Below are 17201 nucleotides of genomic sequence, written 5' to 3'. Positions count from 1 at the left end.
ATCGACGGTGGTGGGGGTCACCGCTTGGTTCAGACGTGGTGCGCAGACGGTTCAGCAGATGGTTCAGACGAACAGCGGTACGGGGTTCAGAGCGTCGTACGGTGTCGGGGCGGACAGCCGGCCCAGCCGGACCGGTACGTCGAACAGCCGGCCCGGCGCGAACCGGGCCCAGAAGTGGCGCAGTCCCGGTACGACGACCTTCATCACCGGAATCCCGATGTCGGGCCTGGTCTGGTCGAGGACCAGCAGGTCCATGCCGCGCTCGCGCAGCAGGTCGACGACGGCGTCCACGTCCTCGCGCAGATCCGTACGGTACCGGTGCCCGAAGTCGGCCGGACCACGGGGCGGCCGGACCGGATCGGGCAGCAGGTAGGGCTGGTTGCGGACGGTCGCGCCCCACCACCAGCCCAGCGGCGCGGCGGCCGTCGAGCCGTACCCGGTGCCGTCGGGACGGGCGCCGGCCACCACCGGCAGCAGCTGGTTCATCTCGGTCAGGGCGCGGCGCAGCGCGACGGCCGGGTCGAAGTGCGCGCCGAAGCCGAACATGATGTCCTCGGCCGGCTTGTCGGTACGGCGGGACAGCGCGGCGAACACCGGCACACCGAGGTCGGAGGTGAGGTCCAGGACCCACACCTCGCGGTGCAACTCCCGGTACACGCCGACGAGTTCCTCACTCCACCGGTCCCCGAAGCCGCCGGGCCCGGTGAGTCGTACGCCGGGCTGGCTGGTGCGGTTGTACCACCACAGGGCCACCGCGTCCCGCTCGACGAGCTCCAGGAAGCCGTGCAGGATCGCGTCCTCCGTACTGCTGCCCGCGGCACTGCCGTTGGAGTCCGCGCACAGGGAACGGCGGCCCGCCACCGGGGAGGCGGACCCGTCGAGCGCGCCCGGGAAGTACAACATCCCGGTCGGCAGCAGCCGTTGCCGCCGCTCGGTGAGCGACCACACGGGCGTCCAGTCGACCGCGGCCCGGTCGTCGAAGGGCTCGGGCACGTACTGGAAGGAGTCGTGCAGCGCGTTCCACCGGTCGCGGTCACGGAACTGCCGGGCCGCGAACAGCTGGCACGCGTCCGGGGAGACGGCCGCGTCGCCCAGCCCCCGCAGACTGTCCCGGGTCCGCGGCTCGTCCCCCTGCAGGGTGCCGCTGTAGCGCTCCAGCGCCTCGCACATCGCGCTGACCTCGGCGTCCAGCGCGGTCGCGCCCTTGCCGCCGCTGAGCTGACGCAGTCCGGCCCGCAGCCGGTTCAGGTCGCTGCCGCCGAGCGCGGGGTTGCGGCCGGAGAGGTAGCAGTGCAGACCGGCCGGTGCCCGCGAGTCCCGGCGGACGTCCTCGATGACCCCGGTCACCGGGCTGACCAGATGCCAGTACCGGTCGCGCACCTCCTGCACGGAGAGCGCGCGATGCCCGCCCCCGGCGTACGGTGCCTTGGGCCGCGAGACGAGCGTCACCGGCTGCCGCACCTGCCGGGCGACCAGCCCGGGATCGCCGCAGTCCGGGCACTGGGGGCGGCGTCTCAGCTCGTGGTGACGGGTCGTCAGGGAGAGCGTGTCCAGGGTCAGCACGGCGGACTGGCCGGGATGCCGGTAGCCGGCCAGCCACTTCGCCGCCTCCAGCACGGTCAGTCCCACGGCGGCGGCAGCGGAGGGCGGCACCTGGGTGCTCGGCCGCGGCACCGGTCCGGCCAGCCCGAGTGCCCGCCGTACCGGCGCCTCGGACAGCCGGTGCCCGCGCAGCCGGTGCGCCAGACACGTCCAGCAGGGCCCCGACCCCGGCCGGAACACCGGGCCGATCCAGGCGATGGACCCCCCGGGCCTGGCCAGCAGCCAGGGCCGCCCCATGGCCCGGTGCAGCGCGTCGATCTCGCGCAGCTCGGGGTCGAGGTAGTCGTCACAGAGGACGAGCGAGAACTGCGGAACCTCGCCGGCGCGGCCCGCGGCCGCAGCACGGCGCGAGTCCCCCGCGCGGTCCGGACCCCCCACGAGACGGTCCGAGGCGCCCGCCCCGCCCGCACTCCTGAGTCGGCCGGAGGCGCCGGTACCGTCGGGGGCCAGGAAACGGTCCGAGGCACCCGTACCGTCAGGGGCCAGGAAACGGTCCGAGGCGCCGGTACCGTCAGGGGTCAGGAAAAGGTCCGGGGTGCCCGTACCGCCCAGGCTCATGAGGCGCCCCGAGGCGGCCGTACCGCCCGGACCCACCACGCCACCCGGGCCCACCACGCCCCCCGGACCCACCACGCAGTCCGAGTCGACCACGCCGCCCGGGCCGACCACGCCGCCCACGTACCCCGAGCCCGCGGCAGTGCCCGCGCCCGCCATACTGCCCGCGCCGCCGGCGACCACCGTCAGTCCCGCCGTCCGGCAGGCCTCGCGTACGCCGTCGGCGTTCGCGCCGCCCACCGTGAGGAGTTCCAACGGGGCCGTGGACAGCCGGTGCAGGGCCGCCGTGCCGTCCAGGCCGGCCAGTTCCCAGTACGCGCGGGCCGGCGCCGGGGCGGACGGGCCGCGGCCGTCGCAGGCGCCCGCGGCGGCCGGTGCCGCGTAGCCGACCAGGCCGGCCTGGGCCAGCCGGCCGATCAGCCGGCCCGCCCGCTCGGGCGGGATGTCGGGGGCCGCGTCACGCAGCACCGACGGCAGGTCCCGGGTGCCGTCGAGCAGCGGCACCAGGGCCTCGATGCACTCGCCCTGCAACGCGGTCACCCCCCGGTCGGAGAGCAGATAGGCCGCGTCGTCGGCGACGACCTCCGCCCTGAGGTGGCTGCGGAACCCCAGGCGACGCCCCTCGTTCGTCCCGGGAGTCGTCTCCGGGGCGCGCGCGGGAGGGTCGCCGAAGAGGGCGGTCACCGCACTACCGTCTGGTTCCCGGCGCGGACGGCGGTACGGTCCGGCTCCGGGGCCGGGCTGTCCAAGCAGAAGCAGAGCTGGGCGTGGGCGGTGGACGGCCGTGACAACTCCTCGATGGTCAGCTCGCACACCGGGCTCTCGGGCAGCGCCGGCGGCAGCTCGCCCGGGGCCAGCTCGACGCCGAACTCGACGAGCACCGATCGGGCGTCCGCCCGGTAGCGCTGCGCCAGCTCCGGCTCCAGCCAGGCGCGGGCGACCAGTTCCACGAACCGCATTTCCTGGCCCGGCGGCCGGCCGAGGGCTCCGTTGCCGTCGGTCCGGGATGTCGGAGTGGATGCCAGGGGAGTGAGGGGGGTGAGAGAGACGCCTTCGTACACGTGGACCTCCGCAGTCGACCGTGTGTGGATCGGGAGTCGCCGTGAGTGGATCGGCACTCGAAATTGTTCGGTCGCCGGGGCGGGGGAGGACAGTGTTCTCCTCACGGCTCCCATGTGAATCCGTCATGGGCCGTCACCTCGGTAATTCATGTGCGGGCGATGAAGCTGTCACTGGGGGTGACCAGGTCGCCCGTGCCACTGTGGAACGCCCTGAGGTAGAAAGCCGAGCGGTTTTGGCTGGAGGGAGAACCACATGGAGATCCGGGTCCTGGGGCCGCTCGTCGCCGAGCTCGACCACACGTCCGTCGTACCCAGCGCGGCCAAGCCCCGTCAGGTGCTGGCCCTGCTCGCCCTGCACGCGGGCCGGGTCGTGACGGTGTCCACCCTGCTGGACGAACTGTGGGGGGACGCGCCGCCGCGCACTGCGCCGGCCACCCTCCAGACGTACATCAGGCAACTGCGCCGTCAGCTGTCCACCGTCCTGGACCCCGCCTCCGTGCGCGGCCCGAAGGACATCCTGTGCACGCGCTACGGCGGTTACGCCCTCGACGTGGCCCAGGCGAGCGACGCGGCGGAGTTCCAGCGGCTGTGCGTGGCCGGGCAGACGGCCCTGCGCGAGGGCATCCCGAGGGAGGCGTCCCGGCTGCTGCACCAGGCGCTGGCGCTGTGGCGCGGGCCCGCCCTGGCCGACGTACAGATCGGCCGGGCGCTGGAGGTGGAGACGGTACGCCTGGAGGAGAACCGGCTCGGCGCCCTCGACGCGCGGATCGACGCCGACATGCGGCTCGGCCGGCACACCGCGCTGCTCGGCGAACTCACCGCCCTCGCCACCCAGCACCCGCTGCACGAGACCGTGCACGCGCATCTGATGCTGGCCCTGTACCGCTGCGGCCGCCCCTCCCACGCGCTGGGCGTGTACCGCCGGCTGCGCCGTTCCCTGATCAGCGAGCTGGCCATGGAGCCGTCGACCCGCCTCCAGCGCCTCCACCAGGCGATCCTGCGCGCCGATCCCGCCCTGGAGTCCCACGACCCCACGGCGGCGGGCGGCGACGAATGGCGCCTCCACCGCACCCCCGCCCCCGCCTGAGCCGCCCCATCCTCCTGATCCTGCGGGGCCGTTTGGCGGCCCTTAAGCGGCGCTCCCGACTCTGAGGTCACCGCGGGTCCCGGTCACCCGGTGACCACCGCGTACAGAGAGGAGACCCGGGCACAATGACGCGATACCTGAGACGCGGCGGCACGGGCCAGAACGGCCGACTCCGTATGTTCTGCTTCCCCTACGCCGGCGGCGGAGCCTCCGCCTACGCGGGGTGGCAGCGCCGGCTGGGGACCGGGGTGGAGGTGCTGCCCGTCCAACTGCCGGGCCGCGAGGGCCGGATGGCGGAACCGCGCTTCACCGATCTCCGCGCGCTCGTGGCGGACCTGGACCGAGAACTCGACGACGAACTCGACACCCCCCATGTGCTGTACGGCCACAGCATGGGCGCCCTCGTCGCCTTCGCCCTGGCCCAGCACCGCAGGGCCCGCGGTGCCCGGCTGCCCCTCGCGCTGCTGCTCGGCGCCCACCGCGCCCCGCATCTGCCCGCCCCGCCCATCACCGGCGGCTATGTCGCGGACGACGCGGAACTGGTGCGCGGTCTGGCCGTCCTCGGCGGGCTGCCGAAGGTGCTCCTGGAGCGCCCGGACTGGCTGGCGGCGCTGCTGCCCGTCGTCCGCGGCGATCTGATGCTCTGCGACGGGGCGGGCGACGTCGACCGCACCCCGCTGCCGGTCCCCGTGCACGCCTTCGCCGGCGGCGAGGACCGCCTGGTGACCGTGCCGGAGGTACGGGAGTGGTCCCGGTACTCCACCCGGGAGAGCGAGATCCTGGTGGTGCCGGGCGGCCACTTCTTCATCCGGGAGCAGGAGACCCTCTTCCTGGACCAGCTCCGCGACGTACTGCTGCGCTACGAGGCCGAGGCCCTGTACGACGAGTCGGTGCTCGCGGTCTGACGGACACACGTAGGGGGCCCTGCCGGTCGGCGGGGCCCCCACACATGCGTATGGCTTCAGTGCCGCAGCAGCCACCAGATCCGGTCGTAGGCGCAGACGTGGTAGACGACCAGCACGATCAGGTAGTACCGGGCCACCTTCAGCGCCCCGATGTGCCGCAGCGCCGCCCACGCGCCGCCGAACACGGCGAGTTCCAGGAGCAGTCGCAGGGGTCCCGGGGTGTCGAAGGTGGTCTCCCCGGACCGCGCCTCGTCGCCCGCGGTGGCGAAGTTGCCCCACAGCATCGCGACCGCCACGGGGATCAGGACCGCGGCGACGATCCGCAGCGGCCCCGGCACCTTCCGCCAGCCCCACACGGCGAAGCAGCACAGCGCGAACACCTCGAGCAGGAACCGCAGGGTCAGGAAAACCGGGTTGTACGCCAGCGAAAGGGTCACCGGGTCACCCTCGCCTTTTCCGCCTGCTCCGCCTGGGACTTGAGGGCGTCCGTCCAGCCGGTCAGGACGTCCTTGAGCTTGTCGCTGCTGTACAGCAACCCCGCCAGCGGGCCGCCGATCGACTCCTCCGACCGCACCAGGGTGGCCTCGCCGCGCACCGGTTCCAGCAGGAAGCGGTGCACTCCGCGGGTCCCGGCGAGCAGGCCCGTCCACGACAGCTCGCTGTGCGGACGGACCACGGCCAGCCGGGACCTGACGCGCATTCCGTTCAGCACCCAGCGGAACGGCAGGTCCGGGGCGAGCTCGCCGCCGTCGAGGTCCGCCGATCTGACCCCCGGCACCCAGGAGGGCCACTCCGCCATACCGGCGAGCACCTCCCACACCACGGACGGCGGGGCGTCGACGGTGATCTCGCAGGCGGCGACCACCGGGGCGGACGCGTCGACCACCCCGTGCTTGGCGTACCGCTCGTGCAGGGTCCGCATCGACGGTCCGACATACAGGGCTCTGCCGAGAAACGAGCGTTGCTGACCGGTCATCGGTGCTCTCCTTCGTGGGCCCCGGCTTCAGCGGGGGAAAAAACGAAGCGGCGTTCGGGAACTTCTTCGCCAAGCGGGCCAAGTATCCGCGCTTCAAGAGCCGGAAGAAGTCCCGTGCGTCGGCCGAGTACACCCGCTCCGCGTTCACGTGGCGGGAGGGAAGGCTGACGCTGGCGAAGATGACGGAGCCGCTGGACATCCGCTGGTCCCGTCCGTTGCCGGAGGGTGCGGAGCCGTCCACGGCGACGGTGTCTCGGGACAGTTCGGGCCGCTGGTTCGTGTCCCTGCTGTGCGAGGACACCATCGTTCCAGCCCCCGCCATGGATACAGCGGTCGGCCTGGACGCCGGGATCACGTCCCTGGTGACCTTGTCCACCGGGGAAAAGGTCACCAATCCCAAGGAGCTGTCCCGGAAGGCCAAGGGGTCCCGTAATCAGGAGAAGGCTCGGCGTAGGGTGGCCCGCGTGCACGTGCGGATCACCGACCGGCGCCGGGACTTCCTCCACAAGCTGACCACTCGACTCGTCCGTGAGAACCAAACGGTCGTGATCGAGGACCTCACCGTCCGCAACCTGCTGAGGAACGGCAGGCTTGCACGCGCCATCTCGGACGCGGCCTGGACGGAACTCCGGTCGATGCTGGAGTACAAGTGCGCCTGGTACGGGCGCGAACTCATCGTGATCGACCGATGGTTCCCCAGCTCGAAACTGTGCGGGAACTGCGGCACGGTCCGTGGGAAACTGCCGCTGAACGTCCGCGAGTGGACGTGCGAGAGCTGCGGCACCGTGCACGACCGCGACACGAACGCGGCACAGAACATCCTGGCCGCCGGGCTGGCGGCTTCTGCCTGTGGAGACGGTGTAAGACCTCAACGGGAGTCCTCCCGGACGGGGCTGTCGTCGATGAAGCAGGAATTCCAGCGGGCGACCGCTGGAATCCCCCGCCTCTAGGCCGAGGGAGGAAGTCAACCGGCATCTCTCCTAGCTGCGTGTTGAACAAGGGGGGGACAAAGCAGGCCGTCGTATCAGCGTCGCAATTCCCGCTGGAGAACGGCTGAAGCAGGGGCCCGGGATGTGGACACCGCCCGCCCCGGCAGCAGCAGCGCCGCGACCACCGCGCCGCAGGCCACCGCGACGGCCGCGACGGTCAGGCCGGCCGAGGCGGCGTTCTCGAAGGCGTGCCGGGCGGTGTCGGCGAGGGAGTGGCCGCTGTCGCCGCCGGTGGCATCGGCTGCCCGCAGGGCCTCGTGCAGGGTGCCGCCCGCCGCCCCCGGTACGTCCGTCATCGCGGCGGCGTACCGGTCGGCGAGGACGGTGCCCACCACGGCCACGCCCAGCGCGTTGCCCAGCTCCTGCATGGTCATGTCCAGGGAGGCGGTGGAACCGGACCGCTCGGGCGGCACGAGGGACATCACGACGTCGGTCGTGGGCGCCATGGACAGGCCGAAGCCGATCCCGACCAGCACCAGCCCCGCGAACACCGGCGGATACCCGCCGTCCCACAGGGCGAGCACCAGCACACCGGCCGCCGCGGTCGTCAGCCCGAGGGACACACAGCCGCGCGGCCCGGTCCGCCGGTCAAGGGCCGGGCACAGCAGGGTGCCCAGCAGCACCGCGAACGCCACCGGCATGACGGACAGACCGGAGCGCAGCGGGGTGTACCCCAGCACGAACTGGAGCCGCTGGGTGAGCACGAACAGGGTGCCGGCCAGCCCGAGCATGAGCAGCAGGATGCTGGTGCTCGCGCCGATGAACGCGGGGCGGCGCAGCAGGCCGAGGTCGAGCAGGGGATGCGGGTGCCGCCGTTCCCAGGCCACGAAGCCGGTACCGGCCGCGCCGGCCACGGCCAGCCCGGTCAGCACCGGCGCCGAGACCAGGCCGTGGCCGGAGGTCTGGATGATGCCGTAGACCAGCCCCGCCATCGCGGCGGTGCCGAGCAGTGCCCCGACGGGGTCGGGCGGGCGCGGCACCCGGTCGGCGGACTCGGGCAGCAGCAGCGCCCCGCCGGCCAGGACCACGGCCACCGGCGCCAGGTTCACCAGGAAGACCGAGCCCCACCAGAAGTGCCCGACCAGGGCACCGCCGATGACCGGACCGGCGGCGACCCCGAGCGCGGAGACGCTGCTCCACACCCCGATCGCCTTCGCCCGCTCGGACTCCGGGAAGACGTCGACCAGCGCGGCGAGCGTGCCCGGCATGATGAACGCGGCGCCCAGGCCCATGACCACCCGCGCCGCCATCAACTGCCCCGGCCCGTCCGCCCCGAGGGCGACCAGCGAGCCGGTGCCGAAGACCGCGACCCCGCCGAGGGTGGCCCGCTTGCGGCCGAACCGGTCCGCCACCGCGCCCGCCGTCAGCAGGAACCCGGCGAACACCAGGGCGTAGCTGTCGACGATCCACTGGGCCTGTCCGATGCTCATGCCCAGGTCGCTCATCAGCACCGGGACCGCCACGTTCAGCAGCCCGTTGTTCAGGACGATGGCGAACAGCGCCAGGGACAGCACCCCGAGCATCCACCATCGCCGCGGATCCGGCGCCTTGCCCATGTCCCGACTCCCTCCAGCGTCACCGACGTCGTACGCCCGAGACTCGGCCGCCTTCCTGAAGCCCCGCTTGCGCCCCCGTCGTCACCCCTGTCGTCCCCCGTCGTCCGCCGTCTTTAGCCGGGCCAAAGCCACCCCCCGCACGATCCTCGCGAGGGCGGATCTCCCGACACCACACCGGAATCACCACACCGGAATCACCACGCCGGACCGAGACCGGATCGAGAGATGAGCCACCGACGATGGGAGGACCATGCGCTGGGAAAGCGTTTACGTGGCCGCGACGGGATCCTGGCTCCCCGAGCCGTATCCGACCCGCGCGGCCGTGGAGGCGGGCGTCTACGACGCCGAGCAGTTCGAGGCCGATGAACTGCTGTCGATCCGGGTGGCCGACGAGGAGGTCGCACCGCCCGACATGGCGGTCCAGGCCGCCACCACCGCACTCAAGCGGTCGGGTGTCGACCCGGAGACCGTGAGCCTGCTGCTGCACAGCTACGTCTGGTTCCAGGGCCAGACCCTGTGGCCGGTGGCGTCGTACGTCGCGGACAAGGCGCTCGGCCGGGGCGTCCCCGCGTTCGAGCTGAAGCAGGAGTGCAACGCGGGCACCGGCGCGATGGATCTCGCCGCCCGCCACCTGGCCACCACCCCGGGCCCGGCCGCCGCGATGCTCACCACCGCGGACCGCTTCGGCGAGCCACTGATCGACCGCTGGCGCGACGAGGCCGGCATCGTCTACGGCGACGGCGGCACCGCGCTGCTGCTCTCCAACGAGGGCGGTTTCGCGCGCCTGCTGTCGACCGCGACCCGCGCCGACAACTCGCTCGAAGTGGTCACCCGGGGCCCGGGGTTCACCCCGCTGCCCACCGAGAAGCCGCTCGGTCTCGCCGAGCGTCTCGGCCACTTCCTCCAGCACGAGGGCAACCTCCGCGAGGCCACCCAGCGCCTGGTCGGCGTCGCCGTGTCCGCCGTGGACGCGGCGCTCGCGGACGCCGGGAAGACCCGCGAGGACATCACCTGGGCGGTGATCCCGGCCAGTGGCCGCAGCAAGATGGAGTGGCAGGCCGGCACCGTGCTGGGCCTGAAGGAGGACCGCACCAGCTGGGAGTTCGCCCGGCGCAGCGGCCACCTCGGCGCGGGCGACCAGTTCGCCGGCCTGAACGACCTCGCCGAGCGCGGGGAACTGCGTACCGGCGACACGGTCCTGCTGATCGGCGCCGGCTCCGGCTTCACCTCCACCTGCGCGGTGCTGGAGATCACCGAGGAGCCCGCCTGGCAGACGCCCGCCGCCCACCACGAGGAGACGCGGTCATGACCGACCTGCTGACGTCCTTCCCGCCCTCGGCCCTGATCGACGACGCCGTCGGCACCGAGACCGCCCCCCGCGTCGACAACGCGGCCGAGGTGTTCCTGACCGCGCCCGTCGCCCACCGCCCCCACACCCCCGCCGTACGCGACCGGCACGGCGTGTGGACGTACGCCGAACTCGACGCCGCCGCCGACGCGTTCGCCCGCGTCCTGGACGGCCACGGCATCAAGCCCGGCGACCGGGTGCTGGCCCGGGTCGGCAGCATCCGCGAGTTCACCGCCCTGCTGTACGGCACCTGGCGGCAGGGCGCCGTCCTGGTCCCGATCAACCCCGGCATGAAGGCATTCCACCTCCAGGCGGTGCTCGCCGACTCCGCGCCCTCGCTGATCGTCGTGGAGAGCGCGGAGCGGGCGGGCGCCGAGGGGCTGAGCTGGCCCTCCGACGTGCCGGTCCTGGTCGCCACGGAACTCGACCTGTCCGGGCCCGCCGACCCGGAGGCCCGTACCCAGGTCGAGGTGCCCGCCGACCGCCTCGCCCTGCTCATCTACACCTCCGGCAGCACCTCCGCCCCCAAGGCGGTCGCCTGCCCGCACGGCCCGGTCGTCTTCGCGGCCCGCGCCATCCAGGCCCGGCTGCACTACCGCCCGGACGACGTCGTCCTGGCCGCCGTGCCGCTCTCCTTCGACTACGGCCTCTACCAGATCCTGCTCTGCGCCCTCTCCGGCTCCGAGCTGCTGCTGTCAGGACCGGCCGACCACGCCCGCCTGCTCGGCTTCGTCCGCGACCACGGCGCGACGATCGTCCCGCTCGTCCCGTCGCTCGGCGAACTGCTCGTCCGGCTCGCAGGGCGCGACCCGCGCCCCACCGGTGTCCGCCTGTTCACCAACACCGGCGCCGCGCTCAACGCCCCGCTCATCGCCCAGCTCAGGGAGACCTTCCCGGGCGCGTCCGTGGCCCCCATGTACGGCACCACCGAGTGCAAGCGGATCACCATCCTCGAGGCGGACGGCGACCTGGCCCGCCCCGGCTCGGTCGGCCCCGCGCTGCCCGGCACCGAGGTGCTCGCCCTCGACGACGACGGCCGCCCGCTGCCGCCCCACGAGATCGGCGAGCTCTGCGTGCGCGGCCCGCACGTCATGGCCGGCTACTGGCGCGCCCCGGAGCCGACCGCCCTGCGCTTCCGCCCCGGCCCCGAAGGGGTCACCCTCCACACCGGTGACTACGGCTATCTCGACGAGGACGGCCACGTCTACTTCCGGGGCCGCAAGGACGACCTGTTCAAGCGGCGCGGCTCGCGGATGAGCTCCGTCGAGATCGAGGCCGCCGTACTCGACATCGACGGCGTACGGGAGGCCGCGCTGCTGGTCCCCGAGGGCGACCGCGACATGGTCCTCTTCGCCGTCGGCGAGACGGACCGGCTGACCGGCGAGCAGGTCCTGGCCCGCCTCGGCGACCGCCTCGAACCCGCCAAGGTCCCGGACATCTGCCACATCCTGCCCGCCCTGCCCCTCACCCCCAACGGCAAGACCGACCGCAAGGAGCTGCGCCGCCGGCTCGTGGAGGACGCTGTGGAGGACACCACCGATGCCCACTGACGCCTACGACGCCCACGACCGGAGCCCCACCGGCCCCCCGGACGCCTCGGCCCTGCGCGGGCTCGCAGCACGCCACGGCACCCCGCTCTACGTCTACGACCTCGCCCGCGTCCGCACCGCGCTCGAGGATCTGCGGGCCGCCCTGCCCCAGCCCAGCCGCATCTACTACTCGCTCAAGGCCAACCCGCACCCCGGCCTGGTCGCCGAGCTGCGCCGGGGCGGTGCCCGCGCCGAGGTGACGTCACGCGGGGAACTCGCCGCCGCCCTGGAGGCGGGCCACCCCGCCGCCGAGCTCATGTACTCCGGCCCGGGCAAGGTCCCGGCCGAGCTGGACGAGGCGATCACCGCGGGGCTGCACACCTTCTCCGCCGAGTCCTTCGGCGACCTGGAGCGCATCGGCGCCGCCGCGCACGCCCAGGGCGTCACCGCCGACTGCGTGCTCCGCATCAACGCGGCCGGCGCCCCCGGCGAGGCCGGCCTGCGCATGACCGGCGGCCCCTCCCAGTTCGGCTTCGACCTCGACGACCTCGCCGCGGACAAGGCCCGCCTGCTGACGCCGGGCACCCGCATCGTCGGCATGCACTTCTTCCCGCTCACCAACGCCCGCGACGAGGACAGCCTCGCCGCCGAACTCGCCCAGAGCGTCCGCACCGCGGCCCAGCTCCGCGAGGAACTCGGCATCCCGCTGCACCTGCTGGACCTCGGCGGCGGCTTCGCGGCACCGTACGCCACCCCCGGCGAACGCCCCGTCTACCGGGGCCTGCGCACCGCCCTGACCGCCGTACTCGACGAGCACCTCCCGGGCTGGCGCGACGGCGAACCCGTCGTCGCCTTCGAGTCCGGGCGCTATCTGGTGGGCGACAGCGGAGTCCTCGTCACCGGCGTCACCGACGTCAAGAACAGCCGGGGCAGCGCGTACGCCGTCCTCGACTCCGGTATCAACCACCTCGGCGGGCTGTCGGGCCTGGGCCGCCTGCTGCCGCTGAAGGCGACTCCGCTGAGCGGCCCGGGGGAGACGGGCGAGGGCACGATCACCCTCGCCGGCCCCCTCTGCACCCCGGCCGACGTCCTCAACCGCGCCGCCGCGCTCCCCGGCATCCGCCCGGGCGACCTGCTGGCCTTCCCCAACGTCGGCGCGTACGGCATCTCAGCGAGCCTCCTCGGCTTCCTCGGCCACCCGGCGCCGACCGAACTCCTGGTCGACGGCGGCGAGGTCGTCTCCACCACCCGTCTGGAACTGCGCCGCCATCCGGTGGCGCCGCCCACCGCCGCGAAGGACGACACCACCGCCATGACCGACACCGCGACCGAGACGGCCGTGCCCTGGGACGAGACCTACGAGGAACTCCTGCACCAGACCCTGCCTCGCCTCGCCGCCAAGGGCCCGCTGCGCACCGACAGCAGCCTCAAGGCGGCCGGCCTGGACTCCATGGCCATGGTGGAGCTGCTGGTCCAGGTCGAGCAGGCGTACGGCGTCTCGATCCCCGACGAGCAGCTCGTCGCCGACACCTTCGCCACCCCCACCTCCCTGTGGGCCGTGGTGTCCGCGCTGCGCGCGCAGGCCGCGGGCCACCGGGCCTGACCGCCCGCACCGGCATCGAGGCCGACCCGGCGGGCAGAGTCGCTGCCCGCCGGGTCGACGTGCGTCCGAACCCCTACCGATCGAACCCCTACCGACCCGAGGTGCATCGCATGACCACCACTCACCGGCGCCCCATGGACGCCGACACCGGGAAGCGGCAGGCGCGACCGCCGGGCAGGCGGATCGTCGTCCTCGCCTTCCTGACCATCTTCCTCGACGGATTCGACACCTCCTCGCTCGGCTTCGTCGTCCCCACGCTCGCCGACGAGTGGAAGCTCGACGAGTCGGCGTTCACGCCCGCCCTCGTCGCCACGAACCTGGGCGTGGTGATCGGGTACGTGTGCTCGGGGCGCGCGGCCGCCCGCTTCGGGCACAAGAACCTGATCGTCACCGGGACCGTGATCTTCGCGGCCGGTTCGGCGCTCACCGTCCCGGTGGACGCGGTCGACTCGGTGGTGCTGCTGAGCGTGGCCCGCCTGGCCACCGCGCTCGGCCTGGGCGTCGTCCTGCCCGCGTGCGTCGCGCTCACCGCGGACCATGTGCCGCCCGCCCGGCGGGAGTCGGTGAGCGTCGCGGTCGTCCTGGCGATCGCCGTCGGCGCGGTCGCCGGGGGCCTGGTCGGCACGCCGCTGATCGAGGCGTTCGGCTGGACGTCCGTGTTCTGGGCGGGTGCCGTGATCCCCGCGCTGCTGGTGCCGTTCCTGGTGCGCGCCCTGCCCCGCACCGCGCCCGTCACCGCGCGTACGCCGACGGCGGCGGACCCCTCCGTACGCCGGCTGTTCGCACCGGGAACCGCGGTCGGGACCGTACTCCTCTGGTCGTTCGCCCTCCTGATGTACACGACCAACTACGGCCTCCTCACCTGGCTCCCGACCCTCCTCACCCGCGGCTACGGCTTCACCTCCGAGCAGGCCCCGGTGGGCGTGTCGATGATCGCCGTGGGCGGTGTGGTCGGCGGACTGGTGATGATCCCGCTGTGCTCGCGCTTCGGTACGCCCCGCGCGCTGACCGGGATGGCGCTGCTGGCCGTCGTCTTCCTCGTCGCGACCTCCCAGGAGCACTTCGGCAGGGGGCCGCTGCTGCTGATGCTGGCCGCGGCCGGCGCGGGCATCGTCGCCGGCGTCCTCGGCCAGACGGCCCTCGCGGTCACCATGTACCCCGCCGCGTCCCGCACGACCGGTGTGGCCTACGCCGCCGCGCTCGGCCGTACCGGCTCCATCATCGGCCCGGCGGTGGGCGGCGGACTCCTCGCCCTCGACGTCCCGGGCCGCGAGATCCTGCTGCTGTCGGCGATACCGGTGGCGCTGGGCGCGGCGGTCGCGTCGGTGTTCGTCGTACGGGACAGGTGAACAGACCACGGCTCCCGGTCGGATGATCCGACCGGGAGCCGTGGTCTGTGCGGTGGTTCACCAGGTGACGGGCAGTGCGGTGATGCCGTGCACCAACATGCCGTGCGGGCGCGGGAGTTCCTCCGGCGAGACCGCCAGCCGGAGGGTCGGGAAACGCTGGACGAGCGAGCCGACGGCGATCTGGAGCTCCAGACGGGCGAGGCCGGAGCCGATGCAGTAGTGCGGGCCGTGGCTGAAGGCGAAGTGCGCGTTGGCCGGCCGGCGGAAGTCCAGCTCGTCCGGGGCGGTGAACTGGCGGCCGTCCCGGTTGGCCGAGGCCAGGCCCGGCAGCACCGCGCTGCCCGCGGGGATGACGACACCGCCGAGCTCCACGTCCTCGGTGGTGATCCGCAGCAGCGCCTCGTCGCCGGGCGGGTAGGCGCGCAGCATCTCCTCCACGGCGTTGCCGATCAGCTCCGGCTCGGCGCGCAGGGCGGCCAGGTGTTCGGGGTGGGTGAGCAGCGCGACCACGCTGTTGGCGATCTGGTTGACCGTGGTCTCGTGGCCGGCCACCAGCAGGCTGATGCCCAGGAAGATGAGTTCCTCGTGGCTGAGCCGGTCGCCGTCCTCGTCGTGGATCTGGACGAGCGCCGAGAGCAGGTCCTCGCCGGGCTTCTCGCGCTTGGCCTCGACCAGTTCGGAGAGGTACGTGAACAGCCCGATCTGGGCCTCCAGCATCTCGTCCTTGGTGCGGGAGGTGGTGGCGAGGAAGGCGGTGGCCCAGGCCGCGAACTTCTCCCGGTCGTCGAAGGGCACGCCGAGCAGCTCGCAGATCACGATCACCGGGAGCGGGAAGGCGAGGGCGGGGATGAGGTCGAGCGGGCCGCCGTCGTGCTCGGCCATCGCGTCCAGCAGCGCGTCGGTGTGCTCCTGGATGCGGGGGCGCAGCGCCGCGACCCGGCGGGCGGTGAACTCGCGGGAGACCAGCTTGCGCACCCGGGTGTGCTCGGGCGGGTCCATGTTGAGCAGGCTCTTGAACTTCTGCGGGGCGGCGGCGAGCCGTGGAGCGCCGTCCTCCAGGGTGGCGGCCCGGCTGAACCGCTGGTCCGAGAGGACGGTGCGGACCTCGTCGTACGTCGTCACCAGGAAGGCGTTGTCACCGCTGGGCATCCTCACCCGGGACACCGGGCAGGTCTCGCGCAGGTTCTTGTAGACCGGGCAGGGCTGCATGGCGGAGGGCCGGTCGAAGGGGTAGGGACGGACGTCGGTCTCTTCGGGGGCGGTCTCGGGCGCGGTCTCGGGCTGTGCGGTCATGGTCGTGGATCCTCTGTGTCAGACGTCTGTGTCAGACGTCGGAGGGGACGGACGGAACAGGTGCTGAGGGGGTCGCGACCCGCACCACCGTGCGCCCACTGCGGTGCGCCTCCTGGAGCGGGTAGTAGATGCCCGAGACGATCCGCCGCTTGAGCGCGCCATTGGCGCTCACCAGCCGGTACGTGAGCCTGCGCAGCGCGACCGGAACCGTGCCGGAGAGCGCGAACGCCCGTTCCTGGCGCAGCTGGAGGCCGCGTGAGCGGGCCACCGCCTGCTCCCGTTCGCGCTGGAAGCGCTCGGTGGCGCGCAGGAGGTCGGACCGTCGGCCGCCCGGGCTGCCGGGGCCGCCGCGCAGGACCGGCGCGACGAGCGGGGCGAGCATCACGGCGTCGGTGATGGCGTGGTTGACGCCCTGCCCGAGCACCGGGGTGAGGGTGTGCGCCGCGTCGCCGATCAGGACGAGGCCGGGCATCGACCAGCGCGGCACCACCGTGGTGAAGATGTCGAGCATGGAGGTGTCGGACCAGCTGGTGACCGACGCCCGTACGCCCTCGGAGATCTCGGGGGCGAGTTCGTCGATCCGCTCGTACAGCGCGCCCAGGCCCTGCTTGCGCATCTCGCGCAGGCCGCCCTTGGGGATGTTGAAGCCGACCCGGACCAGGTCGGGCACGGTGGGGATGAACAGTCCGTGCCGGTCCCCGCGGATACGCACCCGGTAGGTGTGCGGGTCCCAGACCTCCGGCACCGGCACCTTGAACCAGACGAAGTCCCGCTCCAGCGGGATCTTCTCGTACGGCAGCCCGGCCATGTCGCGCACCTTGCTGAACCGTCCGTCCGCGCCCACGGTCAGCGCGGCGCGCACCTCCAGGTCCCCTTCCGGGCCGCGTACCCTGACGCCGGTCACGGCCTCACCGTCGCGCAGCAGCCCGACGGCGGTGGCGCGGCGCAGCAGGGTGAACCCGGGCAGCGCGGCGGCCTCCTCGGACAGCGCGGTCAGCAGCGGCGGCTGCGGCAGCTCCATCGGGTAGCGGCACGGCTGGTCGAACGCGGAGAAGTCGGCGTCCAGGACCACCCGGCCGCCGTCCACGATCTGCATCCGCCGGGTTTCCAGGGTGCTGTCCCGGACCTTGTCCAGGATGCCCAGGCGGTCCAGCAGCCACACCGAGTCGGGGGAGATGGACTCGCCGCGGAACGAGCGGTCGAAGTGCCCGCTCTGCTCGATCACGACGACCTCCACCGACCGGCGGGCCAGCTCCAGACCGAGCGTCATCCCGGCCGGCCCGCCGCCGATGACGCACACCTGGGCGTGGATCACCGCCCCACTCTCTGATCCTTCGGCTCCCGCAGA

The 17201-nt window shown here is 73.0% G+C and carries 13 protein-coding genes and 1 pseudogene; 7 read left to right on the top strand and 7 right to left on the bottom strand.

Annotated elements, in window-relative coordinates; translation table 11 throughout:
- Positions 1–63 precede the first annotated feature (63 nt).
- Both ACFPIH_RS48280 and ACFPIH_RS48275 read right to left on the bottom strand, forming a co-directional pair.
- A complete protein-coding gene (locus tag ACFPIH_RS48280; protein WP_381173320.1) occupies positions 64–2841 on the bottom strand; it encodes a TOMM precursor leader peptide-binding protein in 2778 nt (925 codons plus the stop codon).
- Positions 2838–3218 (bottom strand): TIGR04351 family putative TOMM peptide, encoded by a 381-nt coding sequence (locus tag ACFPIH_RS48275; RefSeq protein WP_381173318.1) that lies wholly within the window; start codon positions 3216–3218, stop codon positions 2838–2840. Before ACFPIH_RS48275 ends, ACFPIH_RS48280 begins: the two co-directional genes overlap by 4 nt.
- Before the next feature lie 253 nt (positions 3219–3471).
- On the opposite strand from ACFPIH_RS48275, the gene ACFPIH_RS48270 reads away from it, so the two are divergent.
- On the top strand, positions 3472–4305 hold the full coding sequence (locus ACFPIH_RS48270) for an AfsR/SARP family transcriptional regulator (protein WP_381173316.1): 834 nt from the start codon (positions 3472–3474) through the stop codon (positions 4303–4305).
- A 125-nt stretch (positions 4306–4430) separates the two neighbouring features.
- Positions 4431–5210 (top strand): thioesterase II family protein, encoded by a 780-nt coding sequence (locus tag ACFPIH_RS48265; protein ID WP_381173313.1) that lies wholly within the window; start codon positions 4431–4433, stop codon positions 5208–5210.
- Positions 5211–5266: 56 nt separating this feature from the next.
- Here the strand turns inward: ACFPIH_RS48265 and ACFPIH_RS48260 are convergent, their stop codons facing one another.
- Together ACFPIH_RS48260 and ACFPIH_RS48255 are read right to left on the bottom strand one after the other, a co-directional pair.
- A complete protein-coding gene (locus tag ACFPIH_RS48260) occupies positions 5267–5647 on the bottom strand; it encodes a YrdB family protein (RefSeq protein ID WP_381173310.1) in 381 nt (126 codons plus the stop codon).
- Positions 5644–6186 (bottom strand): SRPBCC family protein, encoded by a 543-nt coding sequence (locus tag ACFPIH_RS48255; protein ID WP_381173307.1) that lies wholly within the window; start codon positions 6184–6186, stop codon positions 5644–5646. The genes ACFPIH_RS48260 and ACFPIH_RS48255 overlap by 4 nt, the downstream gene beginning before the upstream one ends.
- Positions 6187–6230: 44 nt before the next feature.
- Between ACFPIH_RS48255 and ACFPIH_RS48250 the strand changes: the two are divergent.
- Positions 6231–7136, top strand: a pseudogene (locus ACFPIH_RS48250) (RNA-guided endonuclease InsQ/TnpB family protein); the annotation flags it as partial.
- Positions 7137–7210: 74 nt separating this feature from the next.
- On the opposite strand, the gene ACFPIH_RS48245 reads toward ACFPIH_RS48250, so the two are convergent.
- The gene (locus ACFPIH_RS48245; protein ID WP_381173304.1) at positions 7211–8731 is read right to left on the bottom strand and encodes an MFS transporter; all 1521 of its coding nucleotides are present in this window, start codon (positions 8729–8731) and stop codon (positions 7211–7213) included.
- Between the two features lie 250 nt (positions 8732–8981).
- On the opposite strand from ACFPIH_RS48245, the gene ACFPIH_RS48240 reads away from it, so the two are divergent.
- The 4 genes from ACFPIH_RS48240 (at position 8982) to ACFPIH_RS48225 (ending at position 14560) form a co-directional block, all read left to right on the top strand.
- On the top strand, positions 8982–10040 hold the full coding sequence (locus ACFPIH_RS48240; RefSeq protein WP_381173301.1) for a ketoacyl-ACP synthase III family protein: 1059 nt from the start codon (positions 8982–8984) through the stop codon (positions 10038–10040).
- The gene (locus tag ACFPIH_RS48235; RefSeq protein WP_381173298.1) at positions 10037–11629 is read left to right on the top strand and encodes a class I adenylate-forming enzyme family protein; all 1593 of its coding nucleotides are present in this window, start codon (positions 10037–10039) and stop codon (positions 11627–11629) included. Before ACFPIH_RS48240 ends, ACFPIH_RS48235 begins: the two co-directional genes overlap by 4 nt.
- Positions 11619–13211: a phosphopantetheine-binding protein gene (locus ACFPIH_RS48230; protein ID WP_381173295.1), complete on the top strand. Its 1593-nt coding sequence runs from the start codon at positions 11619–11621 to the stop codon at positions 13209–13211. Before ACFPIH_RS48235 ends, ACFPIH_RS48230 begins: the two co-directional genes overlap by 11 nt.
- Positions 13212–13321: 110 nt before the next feature.
- Entirely contained in the window at positions 13322–14560 is a 1239-nt protein-coding gene (locus tag ACFPIH_RS48225) for an MFS transporter (protein WP_381173292.1), read from the top strand.
- 57 nt (positions 14561–14617) lie between these two features.
- Here ACFPIH_RS48225 and ACFPIH_RS48220 read toward each other — a convergent pair whose 3' ends face one another.
- Both ACFPIH_RS48220 and ACFPIH_RS48215 read right to left on the bottom strand, forming a co-directional pair.
- Complete coding sequence (locus ACFPIH_RS48220; protein WP_381173289.1) at positions 14618–15853, bottom strand: cytochrome P450; 1236 nt, start codon at positions 15851–15853, stop codon at positions 14618–14620.
- A gap of 31 nt (positions 15854–15884) precedes the next feature.
- A complete protein-coding gene (locus tag ACFPIH_RS48215; protein ID WP_381173287.1) occupies positions 15885–17168 on the bottom strand; it encodes an FAD-dependent oxidoreductase in 1284 nt (427 codons plus the stop codon).
- Positions 17169–17201 lie beyond the last annotated feature (33 nt).

The organism is Streptomyces vulcanius (genome assembly GCF_042653945.1).
Classification (GTDB): domain Bacteria; phylum Actinomycetota; class Actinomycetes; order Streptomycetales; family Streptomycetaceae; genus Streptomyces; species Streptomyces mangrovi.
This window is presented reverse-complemented; position numbering and strand designations above follow the sequence as displayed.

What these genes read in the sequence shown, in the direction of transcription:
- ACFPIH_RS48270 (WP_381173316.1), top strand. Translation starts at nt 3,472, where the DNA reads ATGGAGATCCGGGTCCTGGGGCCGCTCGTCGCCGAGCTCGACCACACG.
- ACFPIH_RS48265 (WP_381173313.1), top strand. Translation starts at nt 4,431, where the DNA reads ATGACGCGATACCTGAGACGCGGCGGCACGGGCCAGAACGGCCGACTC.
- ACFPIH_RS48255 (WP_381173307.1), bottom strand. Translation starts at nt 6,186, where the DNA reads ATGACCGGTCAGCAACGCTCGTTTCTCGGCAGAGCCCTGTATGTCGGA.
- ACFPIH_RS48245 (WP_381173304.1), bottom strand. Translation starts at nt 8,731, where the DNA reads ATGGGCAAGGCGCCGGATCCGCGGCGATGGTGGATGCTCGGGGTGCTG.
- ACFPIH_RS48240 (WP_381173301.1), top strand. Translation starts at nt 8,982, where the DNA reads ATGCGCTGGGAAAGCGTTTACGTGGCCGCGACGGGATCCTGGCTCCCC.
- ACFPIH_RS48235 (WP_381173298.1), top strand. Translation starts at nt 10,037, where the DNA reads ATGACCGACCTGCTGACGTCCTTCCCGCCCTCGGCCCTGATCGACGAC.
- ACFPIH_RS48230 (WP_381173295.1), top strand. Translation starts at nt 11,619, where the DNA reads ATGCCCACTGACGCCTACGACGCCCACGACCGGAGCCCCACCGGCCCC.
- ACFPIH_RS48225 (WP_381173292.1), top strand. Translation starts at nt 13,322, where the DNA reads ATGACCACCACTCACCGGCGCCCCATGGACGCCGACACCGGGAAGCGG.
- ACFPIH_RS48220 (WP_381173289.1), bottom strand. Translation starts at nt 15,853, where the DNA reads ATGACCGCACAGCCCGAGACCGCGCCCGAGACCGCCCCCGAAGAGACC.